The organism is Streptomyces sp. NPDC058295, assembly GCF_042880655.1.
GTDB classification, from domain to species: domain Bacteria; phylum Actinomycetota; class Actinomycetes; order Streptomycetales; family Streptomycetaceae; genus Streptomyces; species Streptomyces coriariae.
The window spans coordinates 48,148-73,771 of the sequence record NZ_JBHVYO010000023.1; the positions used below are offsets into that span (position 1 = coordinate 48,148).

The window sequence follows — 25,624 nt, forward strand, 5'->3', positions numbered from 1 at the left end:
TCACTTTCCGAAACCGAAGCCGTTCGAACCCTCGACCTTGGCGCGCAGGCGCTTGCCCTTCTCGGTGGCCTGGTCGTTCAGCTCCTGCTGGAAGTCCCGCATGCGGGCGAGCAGCTCCTCGTCCTGGGTGGCGAGGATGCGGGCGGCCAGCAGACCGGCGTTGCGGGCGCCGCCCACCGAGACCGTGGCGACCGGGACGCCGGCCGGCATCTGCACGATGGACAGCAGGCTGTCCATGCCGTCCAGGTACTTCAGGGGCACGGGTACGCCGATCACCGGCAGCGGGGTCACGGAGGCGAGCATGCCGGGGAGGTGGGCGGCGCCGCCGGCGCCCGCGATGATCACCTTGAGCCCGCGCCCGTCCGCCTGCTCGCCGTAGGCGACCATCTCGCGCGGCATGCGGTGCGCGGAGACGACGTCGACCTCGTACGCGATCTCGAACTCGTCGAGGGCCTGTGCGGCGGCCTCCATGACCGGCCAGTCGCTGTCCGACCCCATGACGATGCCTACAACTGGGCTCATTCGGTGATCGTGCCTCTCAGGTAACCGGCTGCGTGACGTGCGCGTTCGAGGACGTCGTCCAGGTCGTCGCCGTAGGTGTTGACGTGTCCGACCTTGCGGCCGGGCTTCACGTCCTTGCCGTACATGTGGATCTTCAGCTGGGGGTCGCGGGCCATGCAGTGCAGGTACGCGGAGTACATGTCGGGGTAGTCGCCGCCGAGGACGTTGACCATGACCGTCCACCCGGCGCGCGGACGCGGGTCGCCGAGGGGGAGGTCGAGGACGGCGCGGACGTGGTTGGCGAACTGCGAGGTGATCGCGCCGTCCATCGACCAGTGGCCCGAGTTGTGCGGGCGCATCGCCAGTTCGTTGACCAGGACCCCGGGAGACCCGTCGGCGTGACGGATCTCGAACAGCTCGACCGCGAGGTGGCCGACCACGTCCAGTTCCTTGGCGATGCGCAGGGCCAGCTCCTCGGCGCGCAGGGCGAGGGACCCGTCCAGGCCGGGCGCGGGCGCGATCACCGTGTCGCAGACGCCGCCCACCTGCTGCGACTCGACGACCGGGTACGCGACGGCCTGACCGTGCGGGGAGCGCACGACGTTCGCGGCGAGCTCGCGGACGTAGTCGACCTTCTCCTCCGCCAGGACGGGCACGCCGGCCCGGAAGGGGTCCGCCGCCTCCTCGGCCGAGTCGACGACCCACACACCCTTGCCGTCGTAGCCGCCGCGGACGGTCTTGAGGACCACCGGGAAACCGTCGCCCGCGTCGCCTTCGGCCAGGCCTTCGGCGGCGAACGCGGCGACGTCGGCCGGGTCGGTCACGATCCTGTGCCGGGGGCAGGGAACGCCGATCGCGTCGAGTCGCGCGCGCATCACCCCCTTGTCCTGGGCGTGCACCAGCGCGTCGGGGCCCGGGCGGACGGGGATGCCGTCCGCCTCCAGCGCCCTGAGGTGCTCGGTGGGTACGTGCTCGTGATCGAAGGTGATCACATCGCACCCGCGCGCGAACTCGCGGAGCGTGTCGAGATCGCGATAGTCGCCGATGACGACATCGCTCACGACCTGCGCCGCGGAATCCAGTGGGGTGTCACTGAGGAGCTTGAATCTGATGCCGAGCGGGATGCCCGCCTCGTGTGTCATACGAGCGAGCTGGCCCCCGCCGACCATGCCGACTACCGGGAACGTCACGCCCCCAGGGTATCGGCCACGCCACCGCGGCCGAATCCCGTGCCTCTTACCGGGACCTTTCCCGTCTCATACCGACCGTTTCCCCGCTTCTTCCCCGCTGGTCACCGGCCCGTGAGCCGGACCACAGGAAACCGACAAGAGTGGTGGTTAGCATGGCTGGGTTGACGAAACCGAACCCGGACGGGGGCCTGTACGACCATGGCGCATGGTTCCTCGGGGCTGAGGAGGGTCGTCCGCGAGCTCGCGAAGTTCGGAGCCGTGGGCGGCGCGGGGCTGCTCGTCAACCTCGGAGTCTTCAACCTCGTCCGGCATCTCACCGACCTTCAGGTGGTGCGGGCCAGTGTCATAGCGACGGTCGTGGCCATCGTCTTCAACTACGTGGGGTTCCGCTACTTCACCTACCGTGACCGCGACAAGAGCGGGCGGACGAAGGAACTGACGCTGTTCCTGCTGTTCAGCGCGGTGGGACTGGTGATCGAGAACGGTCTGCTGTTCGCGGCGACGTACGGGTTCGGCTGGGACAGCCCGATCCAGAGCAATGTGTTCAAGTTCGTCGGCATCGGGATCGCGACGCTGTTCCGGTTCTGGTCGTACCGGACGTGGGTGTTCCGGACGCTGCCCGCGAAGGAGGCCGTGGCCGGCGCCGAATCGTTCCTGGCGGTGACCGAACAGTCGCGGGGGCCCGAGCCGAGGGCCGGGCAGCGGGTCGGCTGACCGCCGTACCCGTCGGCCCCACCTGAGGCCTCCTCGGCCGCTCGCCGCCCTACCTGACCGTCGTCTCGCCGTCCTCCGCGGTCCGCTTCTGCGGGGCCGTACTGGACAGGAACAGCCCGAAGATCGGCGGCTGGGCCTGGAGCATCTCCAGGCGGCCGCCGTCGGCCTCCGCCAGGTCGCGGGCCACCGCCAGGCCGATACCCGTGGAGTTGCGGCCGCTGATGGCCCGCTCGAAGATGCGGGCGCCCAGATCGGCGGGGACGCCGGGACCCTCGTCGGTGACCTCGACCACGGACTGGTTGCCGGTGACACGGGTGCGCAGTGCCACCGTGCCGCCGCCGTGCATGAGGGAGTTCTCGATCAGGGCGGCCAGGACCTGGGCGACCGCGCCGGGCGTGCCCACCGCCCGCAGATTGCGCTTGCCGGAGCTGACGATGGCCCGGCCCACGCCGCGGTAGGCGGGGCGCCACTCGGCGAGCTGCTGCTGGATGACCTCGTCGAGGTCGAAGGTGACCGCCGAGCCGGTGCGGGGGTCCCGGGCGTTGGTCAGCAGGCGTTCGACCACGTCCGTCAGGCGCTCCACCTGCGTCAGGGCGATCGTCGCCTCCTCCTTCACGGTCTCCGGGTCGTCGGTGAGGGTGATCTCCTCCAGGCGCATGGAGAGGGCCGTCAGCGGCGTGCGCAGCTGGTGGGAGGCGTCCGCCGCGAGACGGCGCTCTGCGGTCAGCATGCGGGCGATGCGCTCGGCGGAGGCGTCGAGGACGTCGGCGACCCGGTCGAGCTCGGGAACGGCGTACCGCTTGTGCCGGGGCCGCGGGTCGCCCGAGCCCAGCCGCTCCGCCGTCTCGGCGAGGTCGGTCAGGGGGGAGGCGAGCCGGTTGGCCTGGCGGATGGCCAGCAGCACCGCCGCGATCACCGCGAGCAGCGCCACCAGGCCGATGATCAGCAGCGTGCGGCCGACCTCCCGGGTGACCGTGGAGCGTGGCTCCTGCACCAGGACGGTCTCGCCCTCCTCGCCCCGGGCCGTCGCCTTGATCACATCACCCTGGGGCTCGGTGCCGACCTGGATGACCGTCCGGCCGGGGATCCGGATCTCGGCGTAGCGGTCCTGTGTGACCTGGTCGCGCAGTATCTCGGCGGTCACGTGCTCCGCGCCCACCAGCCGGCTGTCCACGATGCTGGCCAGCCGCAGCGCCTCGGAGTCCACCCGCTCCTGGGCGCTGTTGCTGATCGTGCGGGTCTCGACGATGACGAGGGACACGCCGAAGACAGCGATGACGACGAGCACCACGGCGAGGGTGGACTGGATGAGACGGCGACGCACGAGGCCCTCCGGGCGATGACTTCACAAGACCGTCGGTGCACCCCGCCGGAACGCGGTGCCTCTACGAGACCGGTCGGGGCAACCCCCCGGGGGACGCGGGGAACCGCACGACACCGGCCGAACCCCACCCCCTCAGGGGCGCGGGGAACTGCGCGACCAGCCCCCACTCACCCGCGCCCGACGACACGGGGCGAGGCGAGGCGCGGACACCGGCCGGGCCCGCGCCAGGGGGTGCCCCCTCTGGGGGAGCTCAGCTCTTCTCGAAACGGAAGCCGACGCCCCGCACAGTGGCGATGTAGCGGGGGTTCGCCGCGTCGTCGCCGAGCTTCTTGCGCAGCCAGGAGATGTGCATGTCGAGGGTCTTGGTCGACGACCACCAGGTGGTGTCCCAGACCTCGCGCATCAGCTGGTCGCGGGTGACGACCCGGCCCGCGTCCCGGACGAGGACCCGCAGCAGGTCGAACTCCTTGGCCGTGAGCTGGAGTTCCTCCTCGCCCATCCAGGCGCGGTGCGACTCCACGTCGATGCGGACGCCGTGCGTGGCGGGCGGCTGCTGGGGCTCGGACGCGCCGCGCCGCAGCAGGGCCCGGACCCGGGCCAGCAGTTCGGCGAGCCGGAAGGGCTTGGTGACGTAGTCGTCGGCGCCCGCGTCCAGACCGACGACGGTGTCGACCTCGTCGGCGCGCGCGGTCAGGATGAGGATCGGGATCGCGTGGCCCTCCGCGCGCAGTCGGCGGGCCACCTCCAGACCGTCCATGCCGGGCAGCCCGAGGTCGAGCACGACCAGGTCGACGCCGCCCTGCATTCCGGCGTCGAGCGCGGTGGGGCCGTCCTCACGCACCTCGACCTCGTAACCTTCCCGGCGCAGGGCGCGGGCCAGCGGCTCCGAGATGGACGCGTCGTCCTCGGCGAGCAGTACACGGGTCATGAGCTGATGGTAGTCCGCGCCGGGCGGCGGCCGAAGTGTGATCGCCCAGCTGTTTCTTACTCACGGACATGCCGGACAGCCGGCGTGCCGAACGGTCGACCACCCTCCCCTCGATCTTGGTACGGACCTACGGTCGGTGGATGGCATCCTGGTGAGGACCTTCAAATCCTCGCCCACGGTTCCTTGATCACCTGTGATCCGTGTCTCAAGTCCTTCCATATCAGGCGTTGTGCTGCCGTATGGTGAGGTAACGCCTGTAGCACGCATGGACCTTCGGCGGTCGGCTCGACGTCGAGGGTCTCCTTTGTGTGCGGGCCGGTCCCCGCCGGCCTCCAAAGGAATGACCTGTGGCCGGGCCCCCGACTCGAGGGGGCGTGGATCCCGGTGGTCGCCGTCCGCCGCTCCGAGACCCGGAGCGGCCTCCCCCGGGGCGTGGGGGTGGACGACGCGGTCCGCCGGTGCCGGCCGCCCCCCACCGGGCGCGCAACGCTCCACCGCGGCGCGCGTCCCGAGCAGCAAGGAACGACATGGCGTCCAGCCTGACGAAGGACTCGGTCCGCCCGGGCACACCCGGCTCCGGGAAGACCTTCTTCGGCCACCCCCGCGGACTGGCCACCCTCTTCATGACCGAGATGTGGGAGCGGTTCTCCTACTACGGCATGAAGGCCCTGCTCCCGCTGTACCTCGTGGCTCCGACCGGCCTGAACCTCGACGGCGCGACCGCGATCACCATCGCCTCGGTGTACGTGTCGCTGGTGTACCTGCTCGCCCTCCCCGGCGGCTGGTTCGCGGACCGCGTCCTCGGCCCCCGCAAGACGGTCGCCCTCGCCGGCCTGATCATCATGCTGGGACACCTGACCCTCGCGGTGCCCGTGACCGGCGTCTTCTACGTCGGCCTGGCCCTCGTGGCGCTCGGCTCGGGTCTGCTGAAGGCCAACATCTCCACGATGGTCGGTCACCTCTACGACGGCCCGAACGACCCGCGTCGCGACGGTGGGTTCACCGTCTTCTACGTCGGCATCAACACGGGCGCCTTCGCCGCGCCGCTGATCATCGGCACCGTCGGCGAGAAGGTCAACTGGCACCTCGGCTTCGCGCTGGCCGCTCTCGGCATGGCGCTGGGCCTCGCCCAGTTCCTGCTCGGCACCCGTCACCTGAGCTCGCGCAGCGACATCGTGCCGACCCCGCTGTCCGCCGCCGAGAAGTCATCCACCCTGCGCAAGGGCCTGTTCTGGCTGGCCGCCGCCGCGGTCTTCTACGGCGCCGTCGGCCTCTCCGGCCACTTCACGCTCAACTGGGCCATGATCCCGCTCACCGTCATCGGGCTGGTCGTTCCGATCTGGGTCATCGCCCGCATCAGGCGGGACAAGTCCCTTGACTCCACCGAGCAGTCGCGGGTGTCGGCGTACGTCTGGTTCTTCGTGGCCGCCGCCGTGTTCTGGATGATCTACGACCAGGGCGCCACCACGCTGTCGATCTTCGCCGACTCCTCGGCCGACAACAGCGTCCTCGGCTGGGACTTCCCGGTCTCCTGGTACCAGTCGGTCAACCCGGTCATGATCATGGCAGCCGCCCCGGTCTTCGCCTGGCTGTGGCTGTGGCTGAACCGGCGCGGCAAGGAGCCGAGCACGGTCGTGAAGTTCGCCTCCGGGCTGATCCTGGTCGGTGCCTCGTTCTTCGTCTTCCTCATCCCGTTGTCGATCGCCGACGGTGGCCACAAGGCCGCGGCGCTGTGGATCGTCGCGATCTACTTCATCCAGACGATCGGCGAGCTGACGCTCTCCCCGGTGGGCCTGTCGGTCACCACGAAGATGGCTCCCGCCAAGTACGCCTCGCAGATGATGGGCGTCTGGTTCCTCGCCGTCACCGCGGGCGACTCGTTCACCGCCCTGCTCTCCAACCCGGCCGTCGGCGGGGTCAACCTGGACAAGATGGGCTTCGTTGCGTTGGAAGCGGTCCTCGCCGTGCTCGCCGGCATCGCGGTGTGGATGTACCGCGGCAAGGTCAAGCGGCTCATGGGCGACGTCCACTGACGTCCGCTCCGGCACTCGACGGAGGGCCGTCACACCCGCGTGGTGTGACGGCCCTCCGTCGTTGCGTCCCGCGCGGCTCAGCTCGCCCTTCTCCTGGGCATGAACGTGAACACCGCGCCGCCCAGCAGGATCGCCGTACCCGCGACCAGGCCCAGCGCCTTCAGGGTGCCGTGGTCGCCGGAGCCCGTCTCGGCGAGGCCGCCGCTACTCGACGTGGAGCCACCCGCCGACGACGAGGACGACGAGGAGCCACTGCCGCCGGACGCGCCGCTCGCCTGTTCCGAGGTGTCCAGGGTGAGGGAGACCGCCGTGCTGTCCGGAGTGCAGGTGGTGGTCGTGCCCATGGCCTCGATGAGGAGGACCCCCGGGGAGAGCGTGGATTCACCGGTGGCGCCGGGCTTGTAGACGCCCGTGAGGTCCGGGATCTCGATCGGTTCGTTCTGCGGGATCGGCGCGGAGTTCAGCGGGCCCTCCACCGTCACCGAGCCCGTGTCCGCGCCGCCCAGCACGATCTGCATGGTCGGCTTCACCTTGCCGGCCGGGATGTCGATCGGGCTGTCCATGACCGACTTCTTGAACTGCACGGTGAGGTCGTAACTCCCGCCGTTCTTCTTGGCGTTGATCTGGATCGGCGAGGTCGCCTTCTTCTCGCCGATCGGCGACTGGCAGGTGTAGGGGATGTCGACGACCTTGCCGGTGAAGTCGGTCTGGCCGCCACCACCGGTCGCGGACGCCGAAGGGGAGGTGCTGGGGGTGCCGGACGCGCTCGACGACGGCGACGGGCTCTGGCTCTGCGAGGGGTCGGAGGACGTGCTCGGCGAGGCCGATCCCGAGCCGGAACCCGAACTCCCCTCCCCCGCCGTCACGGTGATGGTCGCCGCCGGCTGGACGGCCTCCGTCGGCGCGCACTTGGTGTCCGTGGACAGCGCGTTGACGACGTACGCGTCCGGCGTCAGCGTCACCTGTCCGGCCGCCGTCAGCTTCAGCGTGCCCTTCATGTCGGACAGCGTCATCGCGCCGCCCTTGGGGATCGCCGGGTTCTCGCGCGGCCCCTGCATCGCGATGTCGGCCGTCTGCGCACCGGCCGCCTCGAGGGTGCCGGACGGCTGGACCGAGTTCGCGGGCAGGTCGATGATGTCGGGGTTCTTCGACGCGGCCTGGGTGAACTTCCAGACGATGTCGACGGTGTCGCCGACCTTCGCCGTCGCCGGCGCCGTGATCTCGACCTTGGTGGTGCCGTTGACGTCGGGCAGACCGATGCCCGAGGGCGGAACGCACTTGGTGGCGTAGGCCACCTCGGCGGCCTGGGCCTGCCCGGCGCTCACGCCCAGCAGGACGGCCGCCCCGGTGATCAGGACGGCGGCGCCCGCCGCTGCCGCTCGCTTCCGCGCGGGCGCACGGTCAGGTGATACGGCTCTCTCACTCACGTGGATCCCTTCCTGCCGGGAGTCGTGGGAGTCGTGGGACTCGTCGGATGGTCTTCGTGCGGTGCGGAGAGCCGGCCCGCCGGGCCCGGACCGGTGTCCGGGGTGAACCAGGGCAGGGTCGTGTTCGGGGTGGGGGGCGCGGGCCTCGGGGGCGCGATCGCCGTCCTGCGCCTGCGTCCGTGCCCGGGGGCGGGCGAGGGCCGTCGGGGGGCGTGGCGCGGGCGTACCCGGTCCACCACCGCCATCCCGATGCGGAAGAGCGCCGCCGGCACCACCAGGCAGAGCAGGATCCAGAACAGGGTCACGCCCCAGGGGCGGCCCACCCCCCACGGCTGTTCGGCGAGGACCTTCCCGCCGTACTTCAGGGAGACGGTGTAGTCGCCGTGCGCGCCGGCGGTGAGTTCGACGGGCAGTTCGACGCGGGTCTTCTCGCCGGGGCCGAGCGTGCCGTGCCACTGCCGCTCGTCCCACTGCGGGGCGAACACCCCGTGGGCGGTGCCGACCTGGAAGACGGGGTTCTCCACGGCCGCGGTGCCCACATTGCCCACGGTGAAGGCGAGCGTGCGCGACGGCGGCGCCCCGAACCAGGTCAGCAGACCGCCGGAACCGTCGAGCCGGGCGTCGCTGAGCACGGACAGGCGTCCGCCGGCCGTCTGCGCGGGAAGCGGTTCGACCGGGTGACCTGCCACCTGGAACACCGCGTCGGCCTGCGCCTTCGCTCCGGTCGCGGTGACCACGTGCACCACGCAGGGGCACGGCACGGGCGGCTCGGTCACCGGCAGTGCCCGGCTGAAACGGCCGTCGGCGTCGGTGGTGACGGCGCGTCCGTCGGCGTTGGCGCAGGAGTTGGTGCCGCCGACCACGCCCCGGGCCGGTGTCGCCTGCCCGCAGACCAGCAGCATCAGCAGGGTGCGCGACCGCCAGCCGGTGCCGCTGACGGTGATCGAACCGCCCGTGCCCGCCTGCGTCGTCGAGAGGGTGACGGCCGGCTTGCCCTCCGCGGCGGCGGCCGTGCCGGCCGAGGGCAGTGCGAGCGGGAGCAGCGTCAGCAGCAGGGCCGGCACCAGCGCCGTGATCCGGGGCTTGCCTCTCATGTCAGTGCTCCCGTCGCCGCGCCCCGGTTCACAGCCGTTCCGCGTCCCCGTCGCCGTACGGCCACCGCGGCCGCCGCGACCGACAGCGCGCCGGCCGCCGTGCCCGCCGCCGCACCCCAGGGAACGAACCGCGCCGACGCCCGCCCGGTGGCCCGCGCCGCGCCCGGCGCGGTCACCGTGAGGCGGACGGTGACGGCGTCCAGGGCCGGGCGGTCGGGCCACGGTTCGTCGAGGCTGAGGCGGCGGCCCGGGGGCAGCCGGACGGGCAGGGTGCGCGGGGCCCGGTCCAGGACTGCGCCGAGGACGCCGTCCGCGTGGACGGCGAGCCGCGGGACGAGGGCCGTGGTGCCGCGGTTGACCAGCTCGTACGTGATGCGGTCGCCGCGCACGGCCACGTGCTCGACGGTCAGCGCGGCCAGCTCCGGGCCGCCGACCCGGATCAGCAGCCGGACGGCGGACTCCCGGCCGGTGGAGTCCCGTACGAGGAGGCGGCCGGCGCGGTCGCCGGGCGGCGCGTCCGCCGGGACCGTCATCGTGAAGGGCACCTCGGCGCGGGTGCGGGCGGGGACGCCGAGGGCCGGTTCGGCGAAGGCGACCCGGAGCCCGTCGCCGGTGGCACGCAGCCGTACGCTGAGCGGCCCCGTGCCCCGGTTGGTCACGGAGAGCGCGTCCCGGAGCACCGCCCCGGGCGTGCCCTCCGCGTAGAAGGACGGCCGTCCGCCACCGGAGGGCGCGACCGACCAGCCGCCGGGGGCGGCCGGGGTGGCCGCGAGCAGCAGCGGCAGCGACAGGGTCAGCAGCAGGGCACGGGCGGCGGCGTACGGCATCGGCGGCTCCAGCACTCGTACGAGGGGGCGGTCAGCGGGGGACGCGTGCCGCCCGGCCCCGCCGGGTCAGCCACAGGGTTCCGGCCGCGCCCGCGAGCAGCACCGTGCCGCCGAGGGTGCCGAGGGCGATGGCGGAGTCCTCGGGGCCGGTCTGCGGAAGGCCGCCGCCGGAACCGCCGCCACTCGTGGCGCCGCCACCCGTGCTTCCACCGCTCGTACTGCCGCCGCTCGTACTGCTCCCGCCGCCCGACGCGGTCACGTCGAGGGTCAGGGAGGGACCGACGTTGTTGGTGGGCGTGCAGGTGGTGGTCGTCCCGAGCGCCTTGATGGTGAGCACGCCGGGCGTGAAGGTGACCTTGCCGGTCTTCTTCGGGGTGTACGTGCCGCTCAGGTCGTTGATCTTGATGGGGGTGTTCTCGGGGATCGCGGTCTGGTTGGCGGGGCCGGTGACCGCGAGGGTGCCGCTGTCGGCGCCGCCCAGTCCGATCGTGGCGCTCGGCTTCATGGAGCCCGCGCCGAGTTCGACGGGGCTGGACGAGACGCCCTTCTGCCAGGACATGGTGATCTTGTAGCCGCTGCCGCTCCTGACGCCCTTGATGTCGATGGGCGACACGGCGCTCTTGTCGCCGATGGGCGTCTTGCAGGCGTAGTTGACGTTCACGACCTCGGCCATGGCCGCGGGGGCGGCCATCCACACCGCCGAGCCGGCCAGGGCCGCGGCAGTCGCGAGCGCGGCGGTTCGCTTCCGGTAGGACACGGTCCCGTCCCCTCACTCCCACCGCCCCGCCCTTACTGACGAGGCATCAGATTGAGCCGTCAAGGTACGCCCGGGGCGATGAGGAGGGAAGAGAACGTACGCGCCGGAGTTGTGGCGATCCGGCGCGCGGGTTCAGGGGCTTTCGAGAAGGCCCGGAACTCGCCGACACCACAGCACTCCGGAAACGACGACCACCCGCCGGACCCCCGCCACCACCCCGAAACGGCCGATCCCGCCCACCACACTCCCCCGAGACGGGGGGGCACGGACGGCGAGAAGCGGGGCCGGGAGGCTCGCCCAACGGGAGGTGACCGGGGGTGGCGGGGAGGTGGCCCGGGAGGTCGACCGGAAGTCGGCCTGGGAGCCCGCTGGGCCGGAAGTCAGCCGTGAGCCCGCTGGGGGCAGGACGGCGACCAGGAGTCCGGGGGTCGATCCAGGGGCGGAAACTTCTGGGAGCCCGGGATGGAAGGCACCAGGGGCCCGGGACGAAAGGTCCCGGGGCCCGGGGCGAAAGGCTCCGGGGCCGGGAAGGAAGGCTCCAGGGGCCCGGGGTGGAAGGTTCCCGGGCCCTGGGGCGGTCAGGCCGGGGCGCCCAGTTCCGCCCAGACCGTCTTGCCCGCGACGTCCGGGGTCCGTACGACGCCCCAGTCCAGGCAGAGACGCTGGACGATGAACATGCCGTGGCCTCCGGGGCGGCCCGCCCGGTGCGGGGTACGGGGGGCCGGCTGGCCCGCTCCGCGGTCCGAGACCTCGACGCGGATCACCTTGTTGTCGCAGCTGAGGACCATCGCGTCCGGCCCCTCGGCGTGCAGGCACGCGTTGGTGACCAGCTCGGAGACGACGAGCAGCACGTCCTCCGCGGCGGCCCGTTGGTCGGCGGTGGCCGCGGGCAGCCAGGCCCACGCGTAGAGCGCCTGGCGGGCGAAGTCGCGGGCGAGCGGGACGACCCCGCTGGCGCCGTCGAAGCTCAGCCGGCGTACCTGGCGGCCGCCCGGCGACCCGGACGTCACGGTCGCCGCGCCGCCTTGGGGCGCCTCGACTCCCGGTGCGCCCGCTTGGGACGCCCCCGGAGCGTCGCCGGGCTCCGGGCCGCGGTCGCCCGGCGAACAAGGCCGGGTGGTGCTCATCAGCGCTTCACCTCACCGATTCCCCGATTCACCGGTTCACAATTCACGAGTCGGATCACTGCAAGTCTGTACATAGGCGGACGGCGTTCGCGTCGGCAAGACCGCCGACATGTTCGGGTTCAGGATGTCTCCTGCCCGAGAGAACCGCCGGAACACCCCCCGTTCACGTCCGTTCGCACCCGTTTCCGGCGGACGGCGAAGCTCAGCCGTCCTCGTCACGCTCGTCGTGCCCGTCGCTCAGGGCCGCCTCGACCGTGGCGTGCACGGTGAACACCGCGTCCGCGCCGGTGATCTCGAAGACCCGCGCCACCACGGGCAGCATGCCCGCCAGATGGACCCCGCCGCCGGCCGCTTCCGCCTTCAGGCGGGCGCCGAGCAGCACGTTGAGCCCGGTGGAGTCGCAGAACTCCAAACGGGTGCAGTCCACCACAAGGCGACTCAGCCCCTTGGAGAGGCAGTCCTCCAGTGGTTCACGCAACAGATCGGCGGTGTGGTGATCCAACTCACCCGCCGGGGTCACCACGGCGCTGGAGCCCTCTTGCCGTACCTCGACCAGAAGCCGGCCAGACTGTGCGCTGCCGACCGTCCCGCGGTCCATGCCGTCTCTTCTCCTGGGGTCGTTGACTGCTTCCTGACGCCCTCGCACCCTACGCCTTCGACCCGCACCTCAACACCCGAACAATCACACACAAACGGACATAGTCGTACAAAATGCACTTGCGGCGGGGCAAGTAAAGCGGGTAGGGCTAGTAGAAGCACGTAACCGACACGGCCGGCTTTGGAGGCGCCGCACACCGCAGTGCGCTCACTGGCTTCGGCAGCCATACGCCGAGAACGATGGAGGACATCATGTCACCCCGGCTCGACGCACCGCCTACCCGCGGAGCGACGTCGACACCCCCTCCGGAACAAGAACATCTGAAACCCATCGCGCAGGACGCGGCACCGGACGTCGACCCCACCGACGTCCTCGCCGGACTTCCGGAGATCCCCCCGTACGACGAGGTCGGAGCCGTCGACGCACGGGCCCTGTCCAAGACCCTGTTCGCACGGCTCGAATCCCTCGAGGAAGGCACGTACGAGTACTCGTACGTCCGCAACACCCTCGTCGAACTGAACCTCGCCCTGGTCAAGTTCGCCGCCTCCCGGTTCCGCTCCCGCAGTGAGCCGATGGAGGACATCATCCAGGTCGGCACCATCGGCCTGATCAAGGCGATCGACCGCTTCGAGCTGTCACGCGGCGTCGAGTTCCCGACCTTCGCGATGCCAACCATCATCGGCGAGATCAAGCGCTTCTTCCGCGACACGTCGTGGTCGGTGCGCGTCCCGCGCCGGCTCCAGGAGCTCCGGCTCGACCTGGCCAAGGCGGGCGACGAACTGGCCCAGAAGCTCGACCGGGCGCCCACCGTCGTGGAGCTGGCCGAGCGTCTCGGCATCTCCAACGAGGAGGTCGTCGAGGGCATGGCCGCGTCCAACGCGTACACGGCCTCCTCACTGGACGCGCAGCCGGAGGAGGACGACTCCGAAGGCGCCCTCGCCGACCGCATCGGCTACGAGGACCACGGACTCGAAGGCATCGAGTACGTGGAGTCGCTGAAGCCGCTGATCGCGGAACTCCCGTCCCGCGACCGGCAGATTCTCTCGCTCCGCTTCGTCGCCGGTCTGACCCAGTCGGAGATCGGCGAGGAGCTCGGCATCTCGCAGATGCACGTGTCGCGGCTGCTGTCGCGGACCCTGGTGCGGCTGCGGAAGGGGCTGACGGTCGAGGAGTGACCCGTCCCGTCCGTGTCCGGGTGCTCTCCCGGACACGGACGCCGGTGTCACCCCGGCCCCTCGCCTCCACCCTCTCGTTACCCCCGGAAACCTCCCCACAGGACCCCTTGGGCCACTAGGGTCACCTCCACCACAGACTGACCGGTACGTCAGCAGCCGGGCGCGCTGCGCATCCGGCGAGGAGGCGACCCCATGGCCCGTGCCGATGTGGACGGCGACGGAAACGGTGACCGTGACGAAGGCGGTCACGGCGGCGACCTGAGCGCCGACGCCTCGGACGCATACCTGACCGACCGGCTCCGCGCCGCCCCCGCCGCCGCGTACCCGGCGCTGCGCGCACTCCGCGCCCGCCACCACCCCGCCGTCCTGGCCTACGCCCGCCGCTGCACGACCGGCGAACCGGCGGCGCGGCGCCTCGCGGCCGAGGCGTTCACCCTCGCCGCCCGGGAGACCGCCCGCGGCAACGACCCCGGCGGGTCCTGGCGCCACCACCTCCTGCTGCTGTCCGGGCGGGTGGCCACCGACTGGGCCCGCGACGACCGGGCCGGCGGCCTGGACGCGGGACTGCTGCTCGTCCTCAACACGGCGGCCCCCGGCGGCCCGGTGCCGCCACTGCTCGCCGCGTTCCGTTCCCTGCCCTCCCGCACCCAGGGCCTCGTCTGGTACGGCGTCGTGGAGCGCGAGCCCGTCGAACGGACGGCCACGCTGCTCGGTCTGACCCCCGAGGACGTCACGTACGGCACGGGCCCCGCCCTCCATCTCCTGGCCCAGGCCTGTCTCCGGCACCGCCTCGCCGCCTCCGACGACCCGCGCTGCGGGGACTTCCGCCGGCTGATCGAGCAGTCCGTACGGCCGGACGCCCCGCGGCACAGCCCGGACCTCGAAGCCCACAGGGCGCACTGCCCGCACTGCGCGACCGCCTACGAGGAACAGTGCGCGCTGCGCGACGATCCTCGCGGGGCGCTGGCGGAGGGGTTGCTGGTGTGGGGCGGGTCGGCGTATGTGCGGGACGACCGGCAGCCGTCCGGGGGCCGGGGACCGACGGCCGCGAGACGACCGTCGCGGCGGGTCGCGCTGGCCTCGGCCGCGCTGGGGGTGGCGGTGGTGCCGGTGGCGGTGGCTCTGTTGCTGACCTCGGGCGGCTCGGGGGACTCGCGGGACGCGGCAGGAGCCGTCGTCACCGGGCCGTCGGCGGTCCCGCCGGTGACCGTGACGGCGACGGTCGCCGCGCCGCCGGCCTCCTCCCCCGCCTCCCCGTCGCCTTCCCCGACGCCGAGTTCGTCCCCCTCCCGCACGGGCACCCCGCCGCCGCCGAAGCCCACCCCGCCACCGACCCGCGCGCCCGGTGGGACGTTCGCCCAGGTCGTGAACGTGGACAACGGGCGCTGCCTGGAGGTGGCGGGCGACTTCGACAACGGCACGGACGTGGTGACGGTCCCGTGTTCCGGCTCGCCCAGCCAGCGGTGGCGGGTGGACGCGGCGCGCGGGGTCCTCCAGTCGTACGCCGACCAGGACTTCTGTCTGGACAGCAGGGGGTCCGTGGACAAGGGCGTGGGGGTGTGGGAGTGCGCCTCCGTGGACGGTGATCACGGGACGAACCTGCGGTTCACCGTGGACGAGGACGGCACCGTCCGCCCGGCGATCGCGATCCTGACGGCGCTGACCGCGGACGCGGGCGGCGGGGTGTCGCTGGAACCGCTGGACGAGGACGGGGACCAGCTGTGGCGGGCAGGGGCGGCCTGAGCTGTCTGAGCTGTCTGAGCTGTCTGAGCTGTCTGAGCAACGTAGCGGCCTGAGCGCAGGACGCGGGAGCCGCCTTCGGGTGTCCTCATGTTGGAAACCCCGTGGCCTGATCCCCGTCGGTGACTACTCTGACTCAGCCCTCTGACCAGCAGAGCCGCTGGGCCAGCCGCGTCATCTGTTCATGAGGAGCCCCATGCCCGACTCCCCTGACTCCGCCCCTGCCTCGCCCGCCCCTGCCTCGCCCGCCCCGGCTGCCGGTCCCTCCGCGCTCGGGCGGCTCGCCGATCTTCCCGTTCTGCTCGTCGCCGTCGTCTGGGGGTCGAGTTATCTCGCCGCCAAGGGGGTCACGACCGCCGACACCGTGCCGGCCGTGCTGGTGCTGCGGTTCGCCGTGGTGCTGCCGGTGCTGGTGGTCGTGGGGTGGCGGCGGCTGCGCGCGCTGAGCGGGCCGCAGTGGCGCGGGGCCGGGGTGCTGGGGCTGATCCTGGCCGGGATCTTCCTGCTGGAGACCTACGGCGTCGTGCACACCTCCGCGACCAACGCCGGGCTGATCATCAGCCTGACCATGGTGTTCACGCCGCTCGCGGAGAGCCGGGTGCGCGGGGTGCGGCTGCCGGGGGCGTTCATGGCGGCGGCGGGGCTGTCGGTGCTCGGCGTGGCGCTGCTGACGCAGGGCGCCGGGTTCACCGCTCCGTCCGGGGGCGATCTGCTGATGCTGGGGGCGGCCGTCGCCCGGACCGTGCACGTGCTGGCCATGGCGCGCATGGACTCGGTACGCGGCGCCGACGCGCTGTCGCTGACGACGGTCCAACTGGGCTCCGCGGTGGCCGTGTTCGCGGTGCTGGTGGCGCTGCCCGGCGCGGGCGACTCGCCGTGGGCGGCCGCGGCGGACTTCGACGGCGGCGACTGGCTGGGGCTGGTCTACCTCTCCGTGTTCTGCACGCTGTTCGCGTTCTTCGTCCAGATGTGGGCGGTCCGCCGTACGTCGCCGTCCCGGGTCAGCCTGCTGCTGGGCACCGAGCCGGTGTGGGCGGCGGCCGTGGGCATCGCGCTGGCCGGGGACCGGCCGGGGTGGCTCGGCTTCGTGGGCGCGGTGCTCGTGCTCCTCGGCACCGGATGGGGCCGGACGGTGGCGGACCGGGGCAAGGGGCCGCAGTCGGCTCAGACGACCCGTACGCCGCGCCGCCACACGCCCGAGACGAGCGGCACGCCGGGCCGGTAGGCCAGGTGGACGTGGCTCGGGGCGTCCAGGAGGGTCAGGTCGGCACGGGCGCCGGGGGCCACGCGGCCCACGTCCGTGCGGCGCAGGGCCGCGGCGCCGCCCGCGGTCGCCGACCACACCGCCTCGTCGGGTGTCATCCCCATGTCCCGCACCGCGAGCGCGATGCAGAACGGCACCGACGAGGTGAAGGACGAGCCCGGGTTGCAGTCCGTGGAGAGGGCGACGGTCACGCCCGCGTCCAGCAGCCGGCGCGCGTTCGGCCACTCGGCCCGGGTGGAGAACTCGGCGCCGGGCAGCAGCGTGGCGACCGTGTCGCCGCTCGCGAGGGCGTCCACGTCCGCGTCCGTGAGGTGGGTGCAGTGGTCGGCGCTGGCCGCGTCCAGCTCGACCGCCAGCTGTACGCCGGGCCCGTAGGAGAGCTGGTTGGCGTGGATGCGGGGGTGCAGCCCCTTCGCCCGGCCCGCGGTGAGGATCGCGCGGGCCTGGTCGCCGTCGAAGGCGCCCTTCTCGCAGAAGACGTCGATCCAGCGGGCGTGCGGGGCGCAGGCGTCGAGCATCTCGCCGGTGACCAGGGCCACGTAACCGGCCGGGTCGTCGGCGTAGTCGGGAGAGACGATGTGCGCGCCGAGGTAGGTGACCTCGTCGGTGTGGGCGGCGGCGAGGCGCAGGGCGCGGGCCTCGTCGGCGACCGTCAGGCCGTAGCCCGACTTGGTCTCGAAGGTGGTGGTGCCCTGGCGCAGCGCCTCGGAGAGGAAACGGGTGAGGTTCGCCTCCAGTTCCCCGTCGGTGGCCGCCCGGGTGGCCGCCACCGTCGTGCGGATGCCGCCCGCCGTGTAACCGCGGCCCGACATACGGGCGTTGAACTCCTCGGTGCGGTCGCCCGCGAAGACCAGGTGGGAGTGGGAGTCGACGAAGCCGGGGAGGACCGCCCGGCCGCCGGCGTCGACCCGGTTGTCAGTGGCGGGTGCTTTGCTTGATTCACCGGTCCACACGACGCGGTCGCCCTCGATGACGACGGCCGCGTCCCGGATCAGTCCGAGCGGGGAGTCGCCGAGGGAGGGATCGTTGGTGACCAGCGTGGCGATGTTCGTAATGACGGTGGTCGTGCCGGTGCTGCTGCTCATCGTCGTGTCCTCGTGGGGGCGGGAGCCGGTGGTGGTCGCTAGGCGTGCAGGGCTGCCACGGCCCGCGCGAGGGCCTGCGACACGTCGGGGACGAGCGTGTGCGCCCCGTCGCGTACGACGTGACGCCCGGCGACGACCGTATGACGTACGTCCGCCGCGGTCGCCGCGAATACGGCCGTCTCGGCGCCGAGCCTGGGCACCGGGCCCGCCGTCCTGACCGAGTCGAGCGCGATGGTCGTGAAGTCGGCGGCCGCGCCGGTCTCCAGGGTGCCCGCGTCCGGGTTGCCGAGGGCCGCGTGGCCGTCGGCGGAGGCGGCACGCAGCAGGGCCGCCGCCGTCCAGTGGCCCCGGGTGCGGGTGCGCAGCCGCTCGTTCAGCTCCATCGCGCGGGCCTCTTCGAGCAGGTCGATGACGGCGTGGCTGTCGGAGCCGAGGGAGAGCGGTGAGCCCGCCGCCTGGAGGGCGACGGCCGGGCCGATGCCGTCGGCGAGGTCCCGTTCGGTCGTCGGGCACATGCAGGTGCCGGTGGCGGAGCGACCGAGGAGGGCGATGTCCTCGTCGGTGAGATGGGTGTTGTGGACGCCGGTGGTACGCGGTCCGAGGACGCCGTGCTCGGCCAGCAGCTGGGTGGGCGTGCGGCCGTGGGCCGCGCGGCAGGCGTCGTTCTCGGCGGTCTGCTCGGACAGGTGCACATGCAGCGGCGCCCGGCGCTCCTCGGCCCAGCGCGCCACCGTCGCCAGTTGCCCGGCGGGCACGGCCCGTACGGAGTGGATCGCCGCCCCGATCCTCGCGTGATCCCGTTCCTTGAGAAGTGAACAGCGTTCGGCCCAGGCGTCCGCGTCGCCGTCGGAGAAGCGCAGCTGGTGGGCGTTGGGGGGCTGTCCGAAGCCGGCGGACAGATAGGCGGTGTCGAGGAGGGTGATCCGGACACCGGCTTCGGCGGCGGCCTCGATCAGAGCCTCGCCCATGGCGTTGGGGTCGGCGTAGGGGGTGCCGCCGGGCGCGTGGTGCAGGTAGTGGAACTCGCCGACGGCCGTGATGCCGGCCAGCGCCATCTCGGCGTACACGGCACGGGCCAGCTGGTGATAGGTGTCCGGGGTGAGCCGGTCGGCGACCGAGTACATGACCTCGCGCCAGGTCCAGAAGGTGCCGGAGCCGACCTGGACGGTGCCGCGCAGGGCACGGTGGAAGGCGTGGCTGTGGGCGTTCGCCAGGCCGGGGAGGGTGAGGCCGCGCAGGATCTCGGCGCCGGGCGGCGGGGTGTCGACGCCCGTCCGGACGGCGGTGATGCGGCCGTCCGGCCCCGTGGCGGAGCCGCTCGTCGACACCGTGAGGGCGACGCCCGGCTCGACGTGCGTGTCGAGCCAGGCGTGCTCCAGCCAGTACGTCCGTGTCCGCTGCGTGGGGGTCACCGGCAGGCCAGTCCTTCCAGTACGTCGGCGAGGGCGTGCACCCCGGCCACGCAGTCGTCCTCGGCGGCGAACTCGGCCGGGGAGTGCGAGACGCCCGTGGGGTTGCGCACGAACAGCATGGCGGTGGGGATGGTCCCGGAGAGGATTCCGGCGTCGTGTCCGGCGCCGGTGCCCAGGACCGGGACCTTGAGGTCCGTGTCGCTGCCGAGGATGCGGGCGAGTTCGTCGCGCAGGGCGTGGTCGAACTCGACGACGGGCGTGAACGACTCCCGGACGACGTCCAGGTCGATGCCGTGGCCCTCGGCGTACTCGCGGGCGGCCTTCTCCACCCCGCCGACCACGGTGTCGAGGGTGGCCTGGTCGGCGGCGCGGGAGTCGAGCCAGCCGCGCACCAGTGAGGGGATGGCGTTGACGCCGTTCGGCTCGACGGAGATCTTGCCGAACGTGGCGACGGCGCCCGCGAGCCGGGCCTCGCGGCGGGCGGCCAGCACGGTCTCGGCGTACGGCAGCATCGGGTCGCGCCGGTCCACGAGGCGGGTGGTGCCGGCGTGGTTGGCCTCGCCCCGGAAGTCGAACCGCCAGCGTCCGTGCGGCCAGATGGCGCTGGCCAGGCCGACCCGGTCGCCGCTCAGGTCGAGGGCGCGCCCCTGCTCCACGTGCAGCTCCACGAAGGCGCCGATGCGGGCGAGCCGCTCCGGGTCCGCGCCGATGGCGTCGGGGTCGTGGCCGGCGGCCTCCATGGCCCGCGGGAGGGTGATCCCGTCGCCGTCGGTGAGCCGGTGGGCCTGCTCCAGGGTGAGCCGGCCCGCGGTGAGCCGGGAGCCGACACAGGCGAGCCCGAAGCGGGCGCCCTCCTCGTCACCGAAGTTGACGAGGGCGAGCGGCTTGGTGAACGTGACGTCCCGCGCGCGGAGTTCGTCGAGCGCGGCGAAGGAGGACACCACGCCCAGGGGCCCGTCGAAGGCGCCGCCGTCCGGCACCGAGTCGAGATGCGAGCCGGTGACGACGGCGTCGCCGGCCGTCGGGTCCCCGAGCCAGGCCCACTGGTTGCCGTTGCGGTCGACCTCGTACGTCAGGTCCCGTGCCTCGGCCTGTTCCCTGAACCACTCCCGGCAGTCGGTGTCGGCGGCGGTCCAGGCGTAGCGGCGGTAGCCGCCGGAGGCGGAGCTGCGGCCGACCGGCAGCAGCTCCGCCCACATGCTGTGGAAGGTCACGCGTCGTCACCTTCGCGCATGGGCACCCGAACGCCACGCTCCGCGGCGGCGGTCTCGGCGATCTCGTAGCCCGCGTCGACGTGCCGGATGACGCCCATGCCGGGGTCGTTGGTGAGCACGCGGCGCAGCTTCTCGCCGGCGAGCTCGGTGCCGTCGGCGACGGAGACCTGCCCGGCGTGGATGGAGCGGCCCATGCCGACACCGCCGCCGTGGTGGATGGAGACCCAGGAGGCGCCCGAGGCCACGTTGACCATGGCGTTCAGCAGGGGCCAGTCGGCGATCGCGTCGGAGCCGTCGAGCATGGCCTCGGTCTCGCGGTAGGGGGAGGCGACGGAGCCGGAGTCCAGGTGGTCGCGGCCGATGGCGAGGGGGGCCGCCAGCTCGCCGGACGCCACCATGTCGTTGAAGCGCTCGCCGGCCTTGTCGCGCTCGCCGTAGCCGAGCCAGCAGATCCGGGCGGGCAGGCCCTGGAAGTGGACGCGCTCACCGGCCAGCTTGATCCAGCGGTGCAGGGACTCGTTCTCCGGGAAGAGGTCGAGGATCGCCTTGTCCGTCTTGTGGATGTCGGAGGCCTCGCCGGACAGGGCCGCCCAGCGGAAGGGGCCCTTGCCCTCGGAGAAGAGCGGGCGGATGTAGGCGGGGACGAAGCCGGGGAAGGCGAACGCCCGGTCGTATCCGGCGAGTTGGGCCTCGCCGCGGATGGAGTTGCCGTAGTCGAAGACCTCGGCGCCCGCGTCCATGAAGCCGACCATCGCCTCGACGTGCTTCGCCATCGACTCGCGGGCCCGGGTGGTGAAGCCGGCCGGGTCCTTGGCGGCCGCGTCGGCCATGTCGTCGAAGTCGACGCCGACGGGCAGGTAGGCGAGCGGGTCGTGGGCCGAGGTCTGGTCGGTCACGATGTCGATGGGGGCGCCCTCGGCCAGCATCCGCGGGAGCAGCTCGGCCGCGTTGCCCAGCAGGCCGATGGAGAGCGGGCGGCGGGCGTCGCGTGCCTCCACCGCGAGCCGGAGGGCGTGCTCCAGGGAGTCGGCCCGGACGTCGAGGTAGCGGTGCTCGATGCGGCGCTCGATGGCGCGCGGGTCGACGTCGATGCAGATCGCGACGCCGTCGTTCATCGTCACGGCGAGCGGCTGGGCGCCGCCCATGCCGCCGAGGCCGGCGGTGAGGGTGATCGTGCCGGCGAGGGTGCCGGAGAACTTCTTCGCGGCGACGGCGGCGAAGGTCTCGTAGGTGCCCTGGAGGATGCCCTGGGTGCCGATGTAGATCCAGGAACCGGCGGTCATCTGGCCGTACATGGTCAGGCCCAGGTGCTCCAGCCGGCGGAACTCCTCCCAGTTGGCCCAGTCGCCGACGAGGTTGGAGTTGGCGATGAGGACGCGGGGGGCCCACTCGTGGGTCTGCATGACGCCGACCGGGCGCCCGGACTGCACGAGCATGGTCTCGTCCTGCTTGAGGGTCCTGAGCGTGCGGACCATCGCGTCGAAGGAGCGCCAGTCGCGGGCCGCCTTGCCCGTGCCGCCGTAGACGACGAGCTTGTCGGGGTGTTCGGCGACCTCGGGGTCGAGGTTGTTCTGGAGCATCCGCAGGGCGGCTTCCTGCTGCCATCCCAGGGCGCTCAGTTCCGTACCGCGTGGCGCTCGTACGGGGCGGGGTCCTGACATGGTCTGCCTCCTTGCGGATGGGTGATCCCGGCGGTTGTTGCTGTTGTTATTCACATCCTGACTTGATGAATAAGACTAGTCAATACATCGGGGCCATGCATCGCGGCCGCGACGCCGGGGCCACGGCAGGCGGAGGCGGCCGGCGCAGAGAGCGGAGGCGGCCGGCGCAGAGAGCGGAGGCGGCCGGCGCAGAGAAGAAACGCGCAGAGAAGGAAACGCGGGGAGAAGAGGGCGCGCGTTTTCGCGTTCACCACCCCGCCTGGACGTGCGCGCCGTTGACGCGCGCCGGTGGGCCGGTGTTGAACGGTGGAGAAGGGGCGCATGGGGCGCCGATTCGGCCCGAAACGTGGTCAGTCGACCCACGTTAGCCGCCCCGCCGCATGTTCCGCTGGAAAATGCCAGAAGACTCACCCCTCGGCGCCTACGTTGCGTAGCTTCTTCATCACTCAGCCGAACCGAAGGCGGGAGGGGAGCCCAACGGTGCCCGGAATCGACGAGTGTCTCCTGGAGGCCATGCGGCTGCCCGGTGCCCGGGGTGCCGCGCTGGTCGACTGGACCAGCGGGCTGGCCCTGGGCGCGGTCGGGGAGTTCCCCGGCGGCGACCACGAGGCGGCGGCCGCCGAGGCGGCCGAGGTGGCCCGGCTCACGGCCGAGCAGCGGGCGTTCGCACCCGGCGGCTACGACCGTCGCGACAGTCATGACGGCCACGACGAACAGGGAGGCGGTGGCGGGGTCGCCGATCCTCCGGTCGAGGACCTGATCATCAGCAACCGGGACAGCTATCACGTGCTCCGCTTCGTACCGACGTCCTTCGACAGCAGCGTGTTCCTGCACGTGTGGCTGGCCCGGCCGGACGGCAACCTCGCGCTGGCCCGGATCCGGCTGGGCGAGATGGCCGGACGGCTGGTGCTGGGGTGACCGCGGTGAGAACGACCCCGCAGGGGACGACCCCGCCGCCCCGGCTGCCCGTGCGGGAGAAGTCGGCGGCCCGGGAGCGCGGCGGCGGACTGTCGCCGATGCTGACCCGGCTCGCGGCCGAACGGGCGACCGGTGTCCTGGAGCGCGAGCGCGGCTCGCTCTACCTCGCCGAGGGCCGTGTGGTGCACGCCGAGAGCCCGCTCGCCCCGGGCCTCGACGTGCTCCTCCTGGCCCACGGCACCCTCGCCCCCGCCGTCTGGCAGGACGCGGTGGACCGGGCCGACGAGGAGTACGGCGTCGCCCGGCTGCTGCTGGACGCCGGCCGCGTCCCGCGCGGCGCGCTGGAACTGTGCCACCTGGAGGCGGTCTTCGACGCGGCGTACTTCGCGCTCACCCCCAGCAGCACTCCCGGCCACTTCCGGTACGGCGCCGGGCACTGGCTGGGCACGCTCCGGCCGGTCCCGGTCGCGGCGGTCGAGCGCGAGACGCTGCGCCGGCGTGAGCTGCTGCACCGGCTGTGGCCGGACCCGTTGACCGACGGGGCGCCGCTGCGACGGGCCGAGACCGTCGCGGCGCCCGCGCCGACCGCCCGGCAGAGCGCGGTGCTCGCCTCGGTGGACGGCGTACGCACCGCCTCGGACATAGCCCGGGAGCTGGGCCGGCAGGCCTTCCACACCCTGGTGGACGTCCGGCGGCTGGCGGCGGCGGGGCTGCTGACCGCCCTCTTCCCGCCGCCCCGGCAGCACCGCCCGCCGCCGGCCGCGCCCCCGCTCCACCCCGGGCCGGCCGCAGGTCCCGCCGTGAGTCCCGTCGGCCCCGACCCCGAACCGCCACCGGGCATCACCCTGCCCCGTGTCAACGACCCCGACATCACCTTGCTGAAGAGGCTCAGGGATGCGCTGGAGGCCCTTTGAACGGCAGCGACCGCGCGCCGAGAGGAGCGAGCTGATGGTGTCCGAGCCAGTGATACTCGACGAACTCCGGCGGCTGCGGGCCCGGGTGCCCCAGTTGACCGGCGCCCTGACGGCCGGGGTGGACGGTCTCGTCCTCGCCCACGACACGCCGGGCGTGGAGCCGGAGGTGGTGGCCGCCCTGACCGCCGCCGCCCTCGGCGTCGCGGTGCGGATGGCGGACACGACCGGCCAGGGCGACTTCCGCGAGCTGCTCGTGCGCGGGGTCTACGGCTACGTCGCGACCTACGCGGCCGGTGAGAGCGCCGTACTGACCCTGCTCGCGCAGGACCGCGTCAACGTCGGCCGGCTGCATCTGGAGGGCCGCCGGGCCGGGGCCCGCATCGGGGAGCTCGTCGACGCGTGGGAGGCGAAGGCGCGGGAGGCCGAGGCAGCCGCCCCGCCACCGGCCAGGGCGCCGGCGAAGACCCCCGCGAAGGCGCCCGTCCGGACGCCCGCCAAGCCACCCATCGTACGGACCAGATCGGCGCGCGGATCAGCGACCACCAACGCGCGCACCACCACGGAAAGTTGAGAAGGAACCGAGGAGCACAGCATGGCCAACACCGAAACCACACTGAAAGAGTGTCTCGCCTCGATCGAGGGCGCGACCGGAGTGGCGCTCGTCGACTACACCAGCGGCATGGCGCTGGGCACGATGGGCGGCAGCAAGACCTTCGACCTGAACGTCGCCGCCGCCGGGAACACCGACGTGGTGCGCGCCAAGATGCGCACCATGGAGCACCTCGGGCTCAAGGGCCAGATCGAGGACATCCTGATCACGCTGAACGACCAGTACCACCTGATCCGGCTGATCAGCGGCCGCGGCGGCAACGGACTCTTCATGTACCTGGTCCTTGACGCCAAGCGGGCCAACCTCGCGATGGCCCGCCACCAGTTGAAGAGGATCGAGGAGGACCTCGAGGTATAGCCCGACCGGCCGGACGTGCCGGACCGGCCGGACGGACCGGACCGGCCGGACGTGCCGGCCGGACGGACCGGAAAGGCCGGACCGGTCCGTGGCTAGACCAGCGCCGCGGTGCGGCGGCGGGACCCGCCCGGGGCCGCGTCGCCCGCCGCGATGCCGGTGCTGCGGTACGCCTTGACGGCCTTGCCCGCCGGGCGTCCGCCGCGCCGGTCCAGCCAGTCGACGCGCACCCACAGCAGTGCGTCCTCGGCCCGCTCGCGCCGTCCGAGCCAGGCGGCCTTCAGCCGCAGTCCCGTCCCCCAGCCGGCGAGCAGCAGTCCTGCGGCCGCGGGCACCGCGAAGGAGCTGCCGAGCGCGGCCACGAAGGCGAGCAGCAGCCACCAGCGGTGCCCGCGCCGCCAGGTGCGCACGGTCACCGCCCGGTCCTGGAGCACGTCCTGCTTGCCGGCCCGGGCGGCGCCGTGGCCGAGTCCGGCGATCCGCCTGCGGCCGCGCCACGCCACCACGGCGGCGGCGACGATGAACAGGGCGGCCCCGGCCAGCACCCCGATCCGCCGTCCGGTGAGGCCGGGCACCAAGGCCCCGACCCCCGCCGCGAACACCCCGCACCACCACAACGGCGCGGCTCCGGCCCGTACGACGACGGCCACCCGAGCCAGCCCCTGCCCTCCGCGCGCCACGTCCGCCTCCTGGTCTCTCCGGCACAGTCTCGTGACCGTTCAGACTAGTGAGCGAACGTGAGACGAGTCTGAGAGAA

At 72.6% G+C, this 25,624-nt stretch carries 24 protein-coding genes; 9 read left to right on the forward strand and 15 right to left on the reverse strand.

All coding sequences use genetic code 11. From position 1 onward, the window contains the following. The gene (purE, locus tag ACFVYS_RS24355) at window positions 1–522 is read right to left on the reverse strand and encodes a 5-(carboxyamino)imidazole ribonucleotide mutase (protein WP_385565946.1); all 522 of its coding nucleotides are present in this window, start codon (window positions 520–522) and stop codon (window positions 1–3) included. Next, on the reverse strand, window positions 519–1,691 hold the full coding sequence (locus tag ACFVYS_RS24360; protein WP_389505138.1) for a 5-(carboxyamino)imidazole ribonucleotide synthase: 1,173 nt from the start codon (window positions 1,689–1,691) through the stop codon (window positions 519–521). The genes purE and ACFVYS_RS24360 overlap by 4 nt, the downstream gene beginning before the upstream one ends. A 198-nt stretch (window positions 1,692–1,889) precedes the next feature. Here ACFVYS_RS24360 and ACFVYS_RS24365 point away from each other — a divergent pair, with 198 nt between their 5' ends. Further along, window positions 1,890–2,405: a GtrA family protein gene (locus tag ACFVYS_RS24365; protein WP_389505140.1), complete on the forward strand. Its 516-nt coding sequence runs from the start codon at window positions 1,890–1,892 to the stop codon at window positions 2,403–2,405. 49 nt (window positions 2,406–2,454) lie between these two features. On the opposite strand, the gene ACFVYS_RS24370 is transcribed toward ACFVYS_RS24365, so the two are convergent. Both ACFVYS_RS24370 and ACFVYS_RS24375 read right to left on the reverse strand, forming a co-directional pair. Then, window positions 2,455–3,729 (reverse strand): ATP-binding protein, encoded by a 1,275-nt coding sequence (locus ACFVYS_RS24370; RefSeq protein WP_389505142.1) that lies wholly within the window; start codon window positions 3,727–3,729, stop codon window positions 2,455–2,457. Between the two features lie 250 nt (window positions 3,730–3,979). Then, on the reverse strand, window positions 3,980–4,657 hold the full coding sequence (locus ACFVYS_RS24375; protein WP_107443623.1) for a response regulator transcription factor: 678 nt from the start codon (window positions 4,655–4,657) through the stop codon (window positions 3,980–3,982). A gap of 527 nt (window positions 4,658–5,184) precedes the next feature. On the opposite strand from ACFVYS_RS24375, the gene ACFVYS_RS24380 reads away from it, so the two are divergent. Continuing rightward, a complete protein-coding gene (locus ACFVYS_RS24380; RefSeq protein WP_389505144.1) occupies window positions 5,185–6,690 on the forward strand; it encodes a peptide MFS transporter in 1,506 nt (501 codons plus the stop codon). A 77-nt stretch (window positions 6,691–6,767) separates the two neighbouring features. On the opposite strand, the gene ACFVYS_RS24385 is transcribed toward ACFVYS_RS24380, so the two are convergent. From ACFVYS_RS24385 to ACFVYS_RS24410, 6 genes are all read right to left on the reverse strand, one after another. Then, entirely contained in the window at window positions 6,768–8,045 is a 1,278-nt protein-coding gene (locus tag ACFVYS_RS24385) for a hypothetical protein (RefSeq protein WP_389505275.1), read from the reverse strand. 68 nt (window positions 8,046–8,113) lie between these two features. Then, entirely contained in the window at window positions 8,114–9,211 is a 1,098-nt protein-coding gene (locus ACFVYS_RS24390; RefSeq protein ID WP_389505146.1) for a hypothetical protein, read from the reverse strand. Beyond that, entirely contained in the window at window positions 9,208–10,038 is an 831-nt protein-coding gene (locus ACFVYS_RS24395) for a hypothetical protein (protein ID WP_389505148.1), read from the reverse strand. The genes ACFVYS_RS24390 and ACFVYS_RS24395 overlap by 4 nt, the downstream gene beginning before the upstream one ends. A gap of 31 nt (window positions 10,039–10,069) precedes the next feature. Continuing rightward, window positions 10,070–10,795: a peptidase gene (locus ACFVYS_RS24400; protein WP_389505150.1), complete on the reverse strand. Its 726-nt coding sequence runs from the start codon at window positions 10,793–10,795 to the stop codon at window positions 10,070–10,072. Window positions 10,796–11,373: 578 nt separating this feature from the next. Continuing rightward, the gene (locus ACFVYS_RS24405; RefSeq protein ID WP_389505152.1) at window positions 11,374–11,922 is read right to left on the reverse strand and encodes an ATP-binding protein; all 549 of its coding nucleotides are present in this window, start codon (window positions 11,920–11,922) and stop codon (window positions 11,374–11,376) included. Window positions 11,923–12,124: 202 nt separating this feature from the next. Next, window positions 12,125–12,520, reverse strand: coding sequence for an STAS domain-containing protein (locus tag ACFVYS_RS24410; protein ID WP_327183429.1), 396 nt, complete (start codon window positions 12,518–12,520; stop codon window positions 12,125–12,127). Window positions 12,521–12,759: 239 nt separating this feature from the next. On the opposite strand from ACFVYS_RS24410, the gene ACFVYS_RS24415 reads away from it, so the two are divergent. From ACFVYS_RS24415 to ACFVYS_RS24425, 3 genes are all read left to right on the forward strand, one after another. Then, window positions 12,760–13,695 (forward strand): RNA polymerase sigma factor SigF, encoded by a 936-nt coding sequence (locus ACFVYS_RS24415; RefSeq protein WP_389505154.1) that lies wholly within the window; start codon window positions 12,760–12,762, stop codon window positions 13,693–13,695. A gap of 192 nt (window positions 13,696–13,887) precedes the next feature. Then, window positions 13,888–15,438, forward strand: a complete 1,551-nt coding sequence (locus tag ACFVYS_RS24420) for a ricin-type beta-trefoil lectin domain protein (protein WP_389505156.1) — start codon at window positions 13,888–13,890, stop codon at window positions 15,436–15,438. Window positions 15,439–15,631: 193 nt separating this feature from the next. Then, window positions 15,632–16,660, forward strand: coding sequence for a DMT family transporter (locus tag ACFVYS_RS24425; protein WP_389505158.1), 1,029 nt, complete (start codon window positions 15,632–15,634; stop codon window positions 16,658–16,660). Here ACFVYS_RS24425 and hutI read toward each other — a convergent pair. From hutI to hutU, 4 genes are read right to left on the reverse strand one after another with little or no spacing between them, the layout of a single operon-like run. Continuing rightward, complete coding sequence (hutI, locus tag ACFVYS_RS24430) at window positions 16,600–17,784, reverse strand: imidazolonepropionase (RefSeq protein WP_389505160.1); 1,185 nt, start codon at window positions 17,782–17,784, stop codon at window positions 16,600–16,602. The genes ACFVYS_RS24425 and hutI overlap by 61 nt on opposite strands. Window positions 17,785–17,822: 38 nt before the next feature. Further along, the gene (locus ACFVYS_RS24435) at window positions 17,823–19,196 is read right to left on the reverse strand and encodes a formimidoylglutamate deiminase (protein WP_389505162.1); all 1,374 of its coding nucleotides are present in this window, start codon (window positions 19,194–19,196) and stop codon (window positions 17,823–17,825) included. After that, window positions 19,193–20,410 carry an allantoate amidohydrolase gene (locus ACFVYS_RS24440; protein ID WP_389505164.1) on the reverse strand — a complete coding sequence of 406 codons (1,218 nt, stop codon included), beginning with the start codon at window positions 20,408–20,410 and terminating at the stop codon, window positions 19,193–19,195. Before ACFVYS_RS24440 ends, ACFVYS_RS24435 begins: the two co-directional genes overlap by 4 nt. Further along, the gene (gene hutU, locus ACFVYS_RS24445) at window positions 20,407–22,071 is read right to left on the reverse strand and encodes a urocanate hydratase (protein WP_389505166.1); all 1,665 of its coding nucleotides are present in this window, start codon (window positions 22,069–22,071) and stop codon (window positions 20,407–20,409) included. Before hutU ends, ACFVYS_RS24440 begins: the two co-directional genes overlap by 4 nt. A 480-nt stretch (window positions 22,072–22,551) precedes the next feature. Here hutU and ACFVYS_RS24450 point away from each other — a divergent pair, with 480 nt between their 5' ends. The 4 genes from ACFVYS_RS24450 to ACFVYS_RS24465 are packed head-to-tail and all read left to right on the forward strand — an operon-like array spanning window position 22,552 to window position 24,870. After that, entirely contained in the window at window positions 22,552–22,989 is a 438-nt protein-coding gene (locus tag ACFVYS_RS24450; RefSeq protein WP_389505168.1) for a hypothetical protein, read from the forward strand. Continuing rightward, window positions 22,986–23,903: a transcriptional regulator gene (locus ACFVYS_RS24455; protein WP_389505169.1), complete on the forward strand. Its 918-nt coding sequence runs from the start codon at window positions 22,986–22,988 to the stop codon at window positions 23,901–23,903. Before ACFVYS_RS24450 ends, ACFVYS_RS24455 begins: the two co-directional genes overlap by 4 nt. 34 nt (window positions 23,904–23,937) lie before the next feature. Continuing rightward, window positions 23,938–24,474, forward strand: a complete 537-nt coding sequence (locus ACFVYS_RS24460) for a roadblock/LC7 domain-containing protein (RefSeq protein WP_389505171.1) — start codon at window positions 23,938–23,940, stop codon at window positions 24,472–24,474. 21 nt (window positions 24,475–24,495) lie between these two features. Beyond that, window positions 24,496–24,870: a hypothetical protein gene (locus tag ACFVYS_RS24465; RefSeq protein WP_385274487.1), complete on the forward strand. Its 375-nt coding sequence runs from the start codon at window positions 24,496–24,498 to the stop codon at window positions 24,868–24,870. A gap of 92 nt (window positions 24,871–24,962) precedes the next feature. Here ACFVYS_RS24465 and ACFVYS_RS24470 read toward each other — a convergent pair whose 3' ends face one another. Continuing rightward, window positions 24,963–25,547 carry a hypothetical protein gene (locus ACFVYS_RS24470; protein WP_389505172.1) on the reverse strand — a complete coding sequence of 195 codons (585 nt, stop codon included), beginning with the start codon at window positions 25,545–25,547 and terminating at the stop codon, window positions 24,963–24,965. Window positions 25,548–25,624: the final 77 nt, after the last annotated feature.

Excerpts from the sequence above, each read along its gene's own strand:
- hutI (WP_389505160.1), bottom strand. The coding sequence starts at position 17,784 with ATGAGCAGCAGCACCGGCACGACCACCGTCATTACGAACATCGCCACG.
- ACFVYS_RS24425 (WP_389505158.1), top strand. The coding sequence starts at position 15,632 with ATGCCCGACTCCCCTGACTCCGCCCCTGCCTCGCCCGCCCCTGCCTCG.
- ACFVYS_RS24460 (WP_389505171.1), top strand. The coding sequence starts at position 23,938 with ATGGTGTCCGAGCCAGTGATACTCGACGAACTCCGGCGGCTGCGGGCC.
- ACFVYS_RS24390 (WP_389505146.1), bottom strand. The coding sequence starts at position 9,211 with ATGAGAGGCAAGCCCCGGATCACGGCGCTGGTGCCGGCCCTGCTGCTG.
- ACFVYS_RS24365 (WP_389505140.1), top strand. The coding sequence starts at position 1,890 with ATGGCGCATGGTTCCTCGGGGCTGAGGAGGGTCGTCCGCGAGCTCGCG.
- ACFVYS_RS24380 (WP_389505144.1), top strand. The coding sequence starts at position 5,185 with ATGGCGTCCAGCCTGACGAAGGACTCGGTCCGCCCGGGCACACCCGGC.
- ACFVYS_RS24410 (WP_327183429.1), bottom strand. The coding sequence starts at position 12,520 with ATGGACCGCGGGACGGTCGGCAGCGCACAGTCTGGCCGGCTTCTGGTC.
- hutU (WP_389505166.1), bottom strand. The coding sequence starts at position 22,071 with ATGTCAGGACCCCGCCCCGTACGAGCGCCACGCGGTACGGAACTGAGC.
- ACFVYS_RS24405 (WP_389505152.1), bottom strand. The coding sequence starts at position 11,922 with ATGAGCACCACCCGGCCTTGTTCGCCGGGCGACCGCGGCCCGGAGCCC.
- ACFVYS_RS24420 (WP_389505156.1), top strand. The coding sequence starts at position 13,888 with ATGGCCCGTGCCGATGTGGACGGCGACGGAAACGGTGACCGTGACGAA.
- ACFVYS_RS24465 (WP_385274487.1), top strand. The coding sequence starts at position 24,496 with ATGGCCAACACCGAAACCACACTGAAAGAGTGTCTCGCCTCGATCGAG.
- purE (WP_385565946.1), bottom strand. The coding sequence starts at position 522 with ATGAGCCCAGTTGTAGGCATCGTCATGGGGTCGGACAGCGACTGGCCG.
- ACFVYS_RS24415 (WP_389505154.1), top strand. The coding sequence starts at position 12,760 with ATGGAGGACATCATGTCACCCCGGCTCGACGCACCGCCTACCCGCGGA.
- ACFVYS_RS24395 (WP_389505148.1), bottom strand. The coding sequence starts at position 10,038 with ATGCCGTACGCCGCCGCCCGTGCCCTGCTGCTGACCCTGTCGCTGCCG.
- ACFVYS_RS24375 (WP_107443623.1), bottom strand. The coding sequence starts at position 4,657 with ATGACCCGTGTACTGCTCGCCGAGGACGACGCGTCCATCTCGGAGCCG.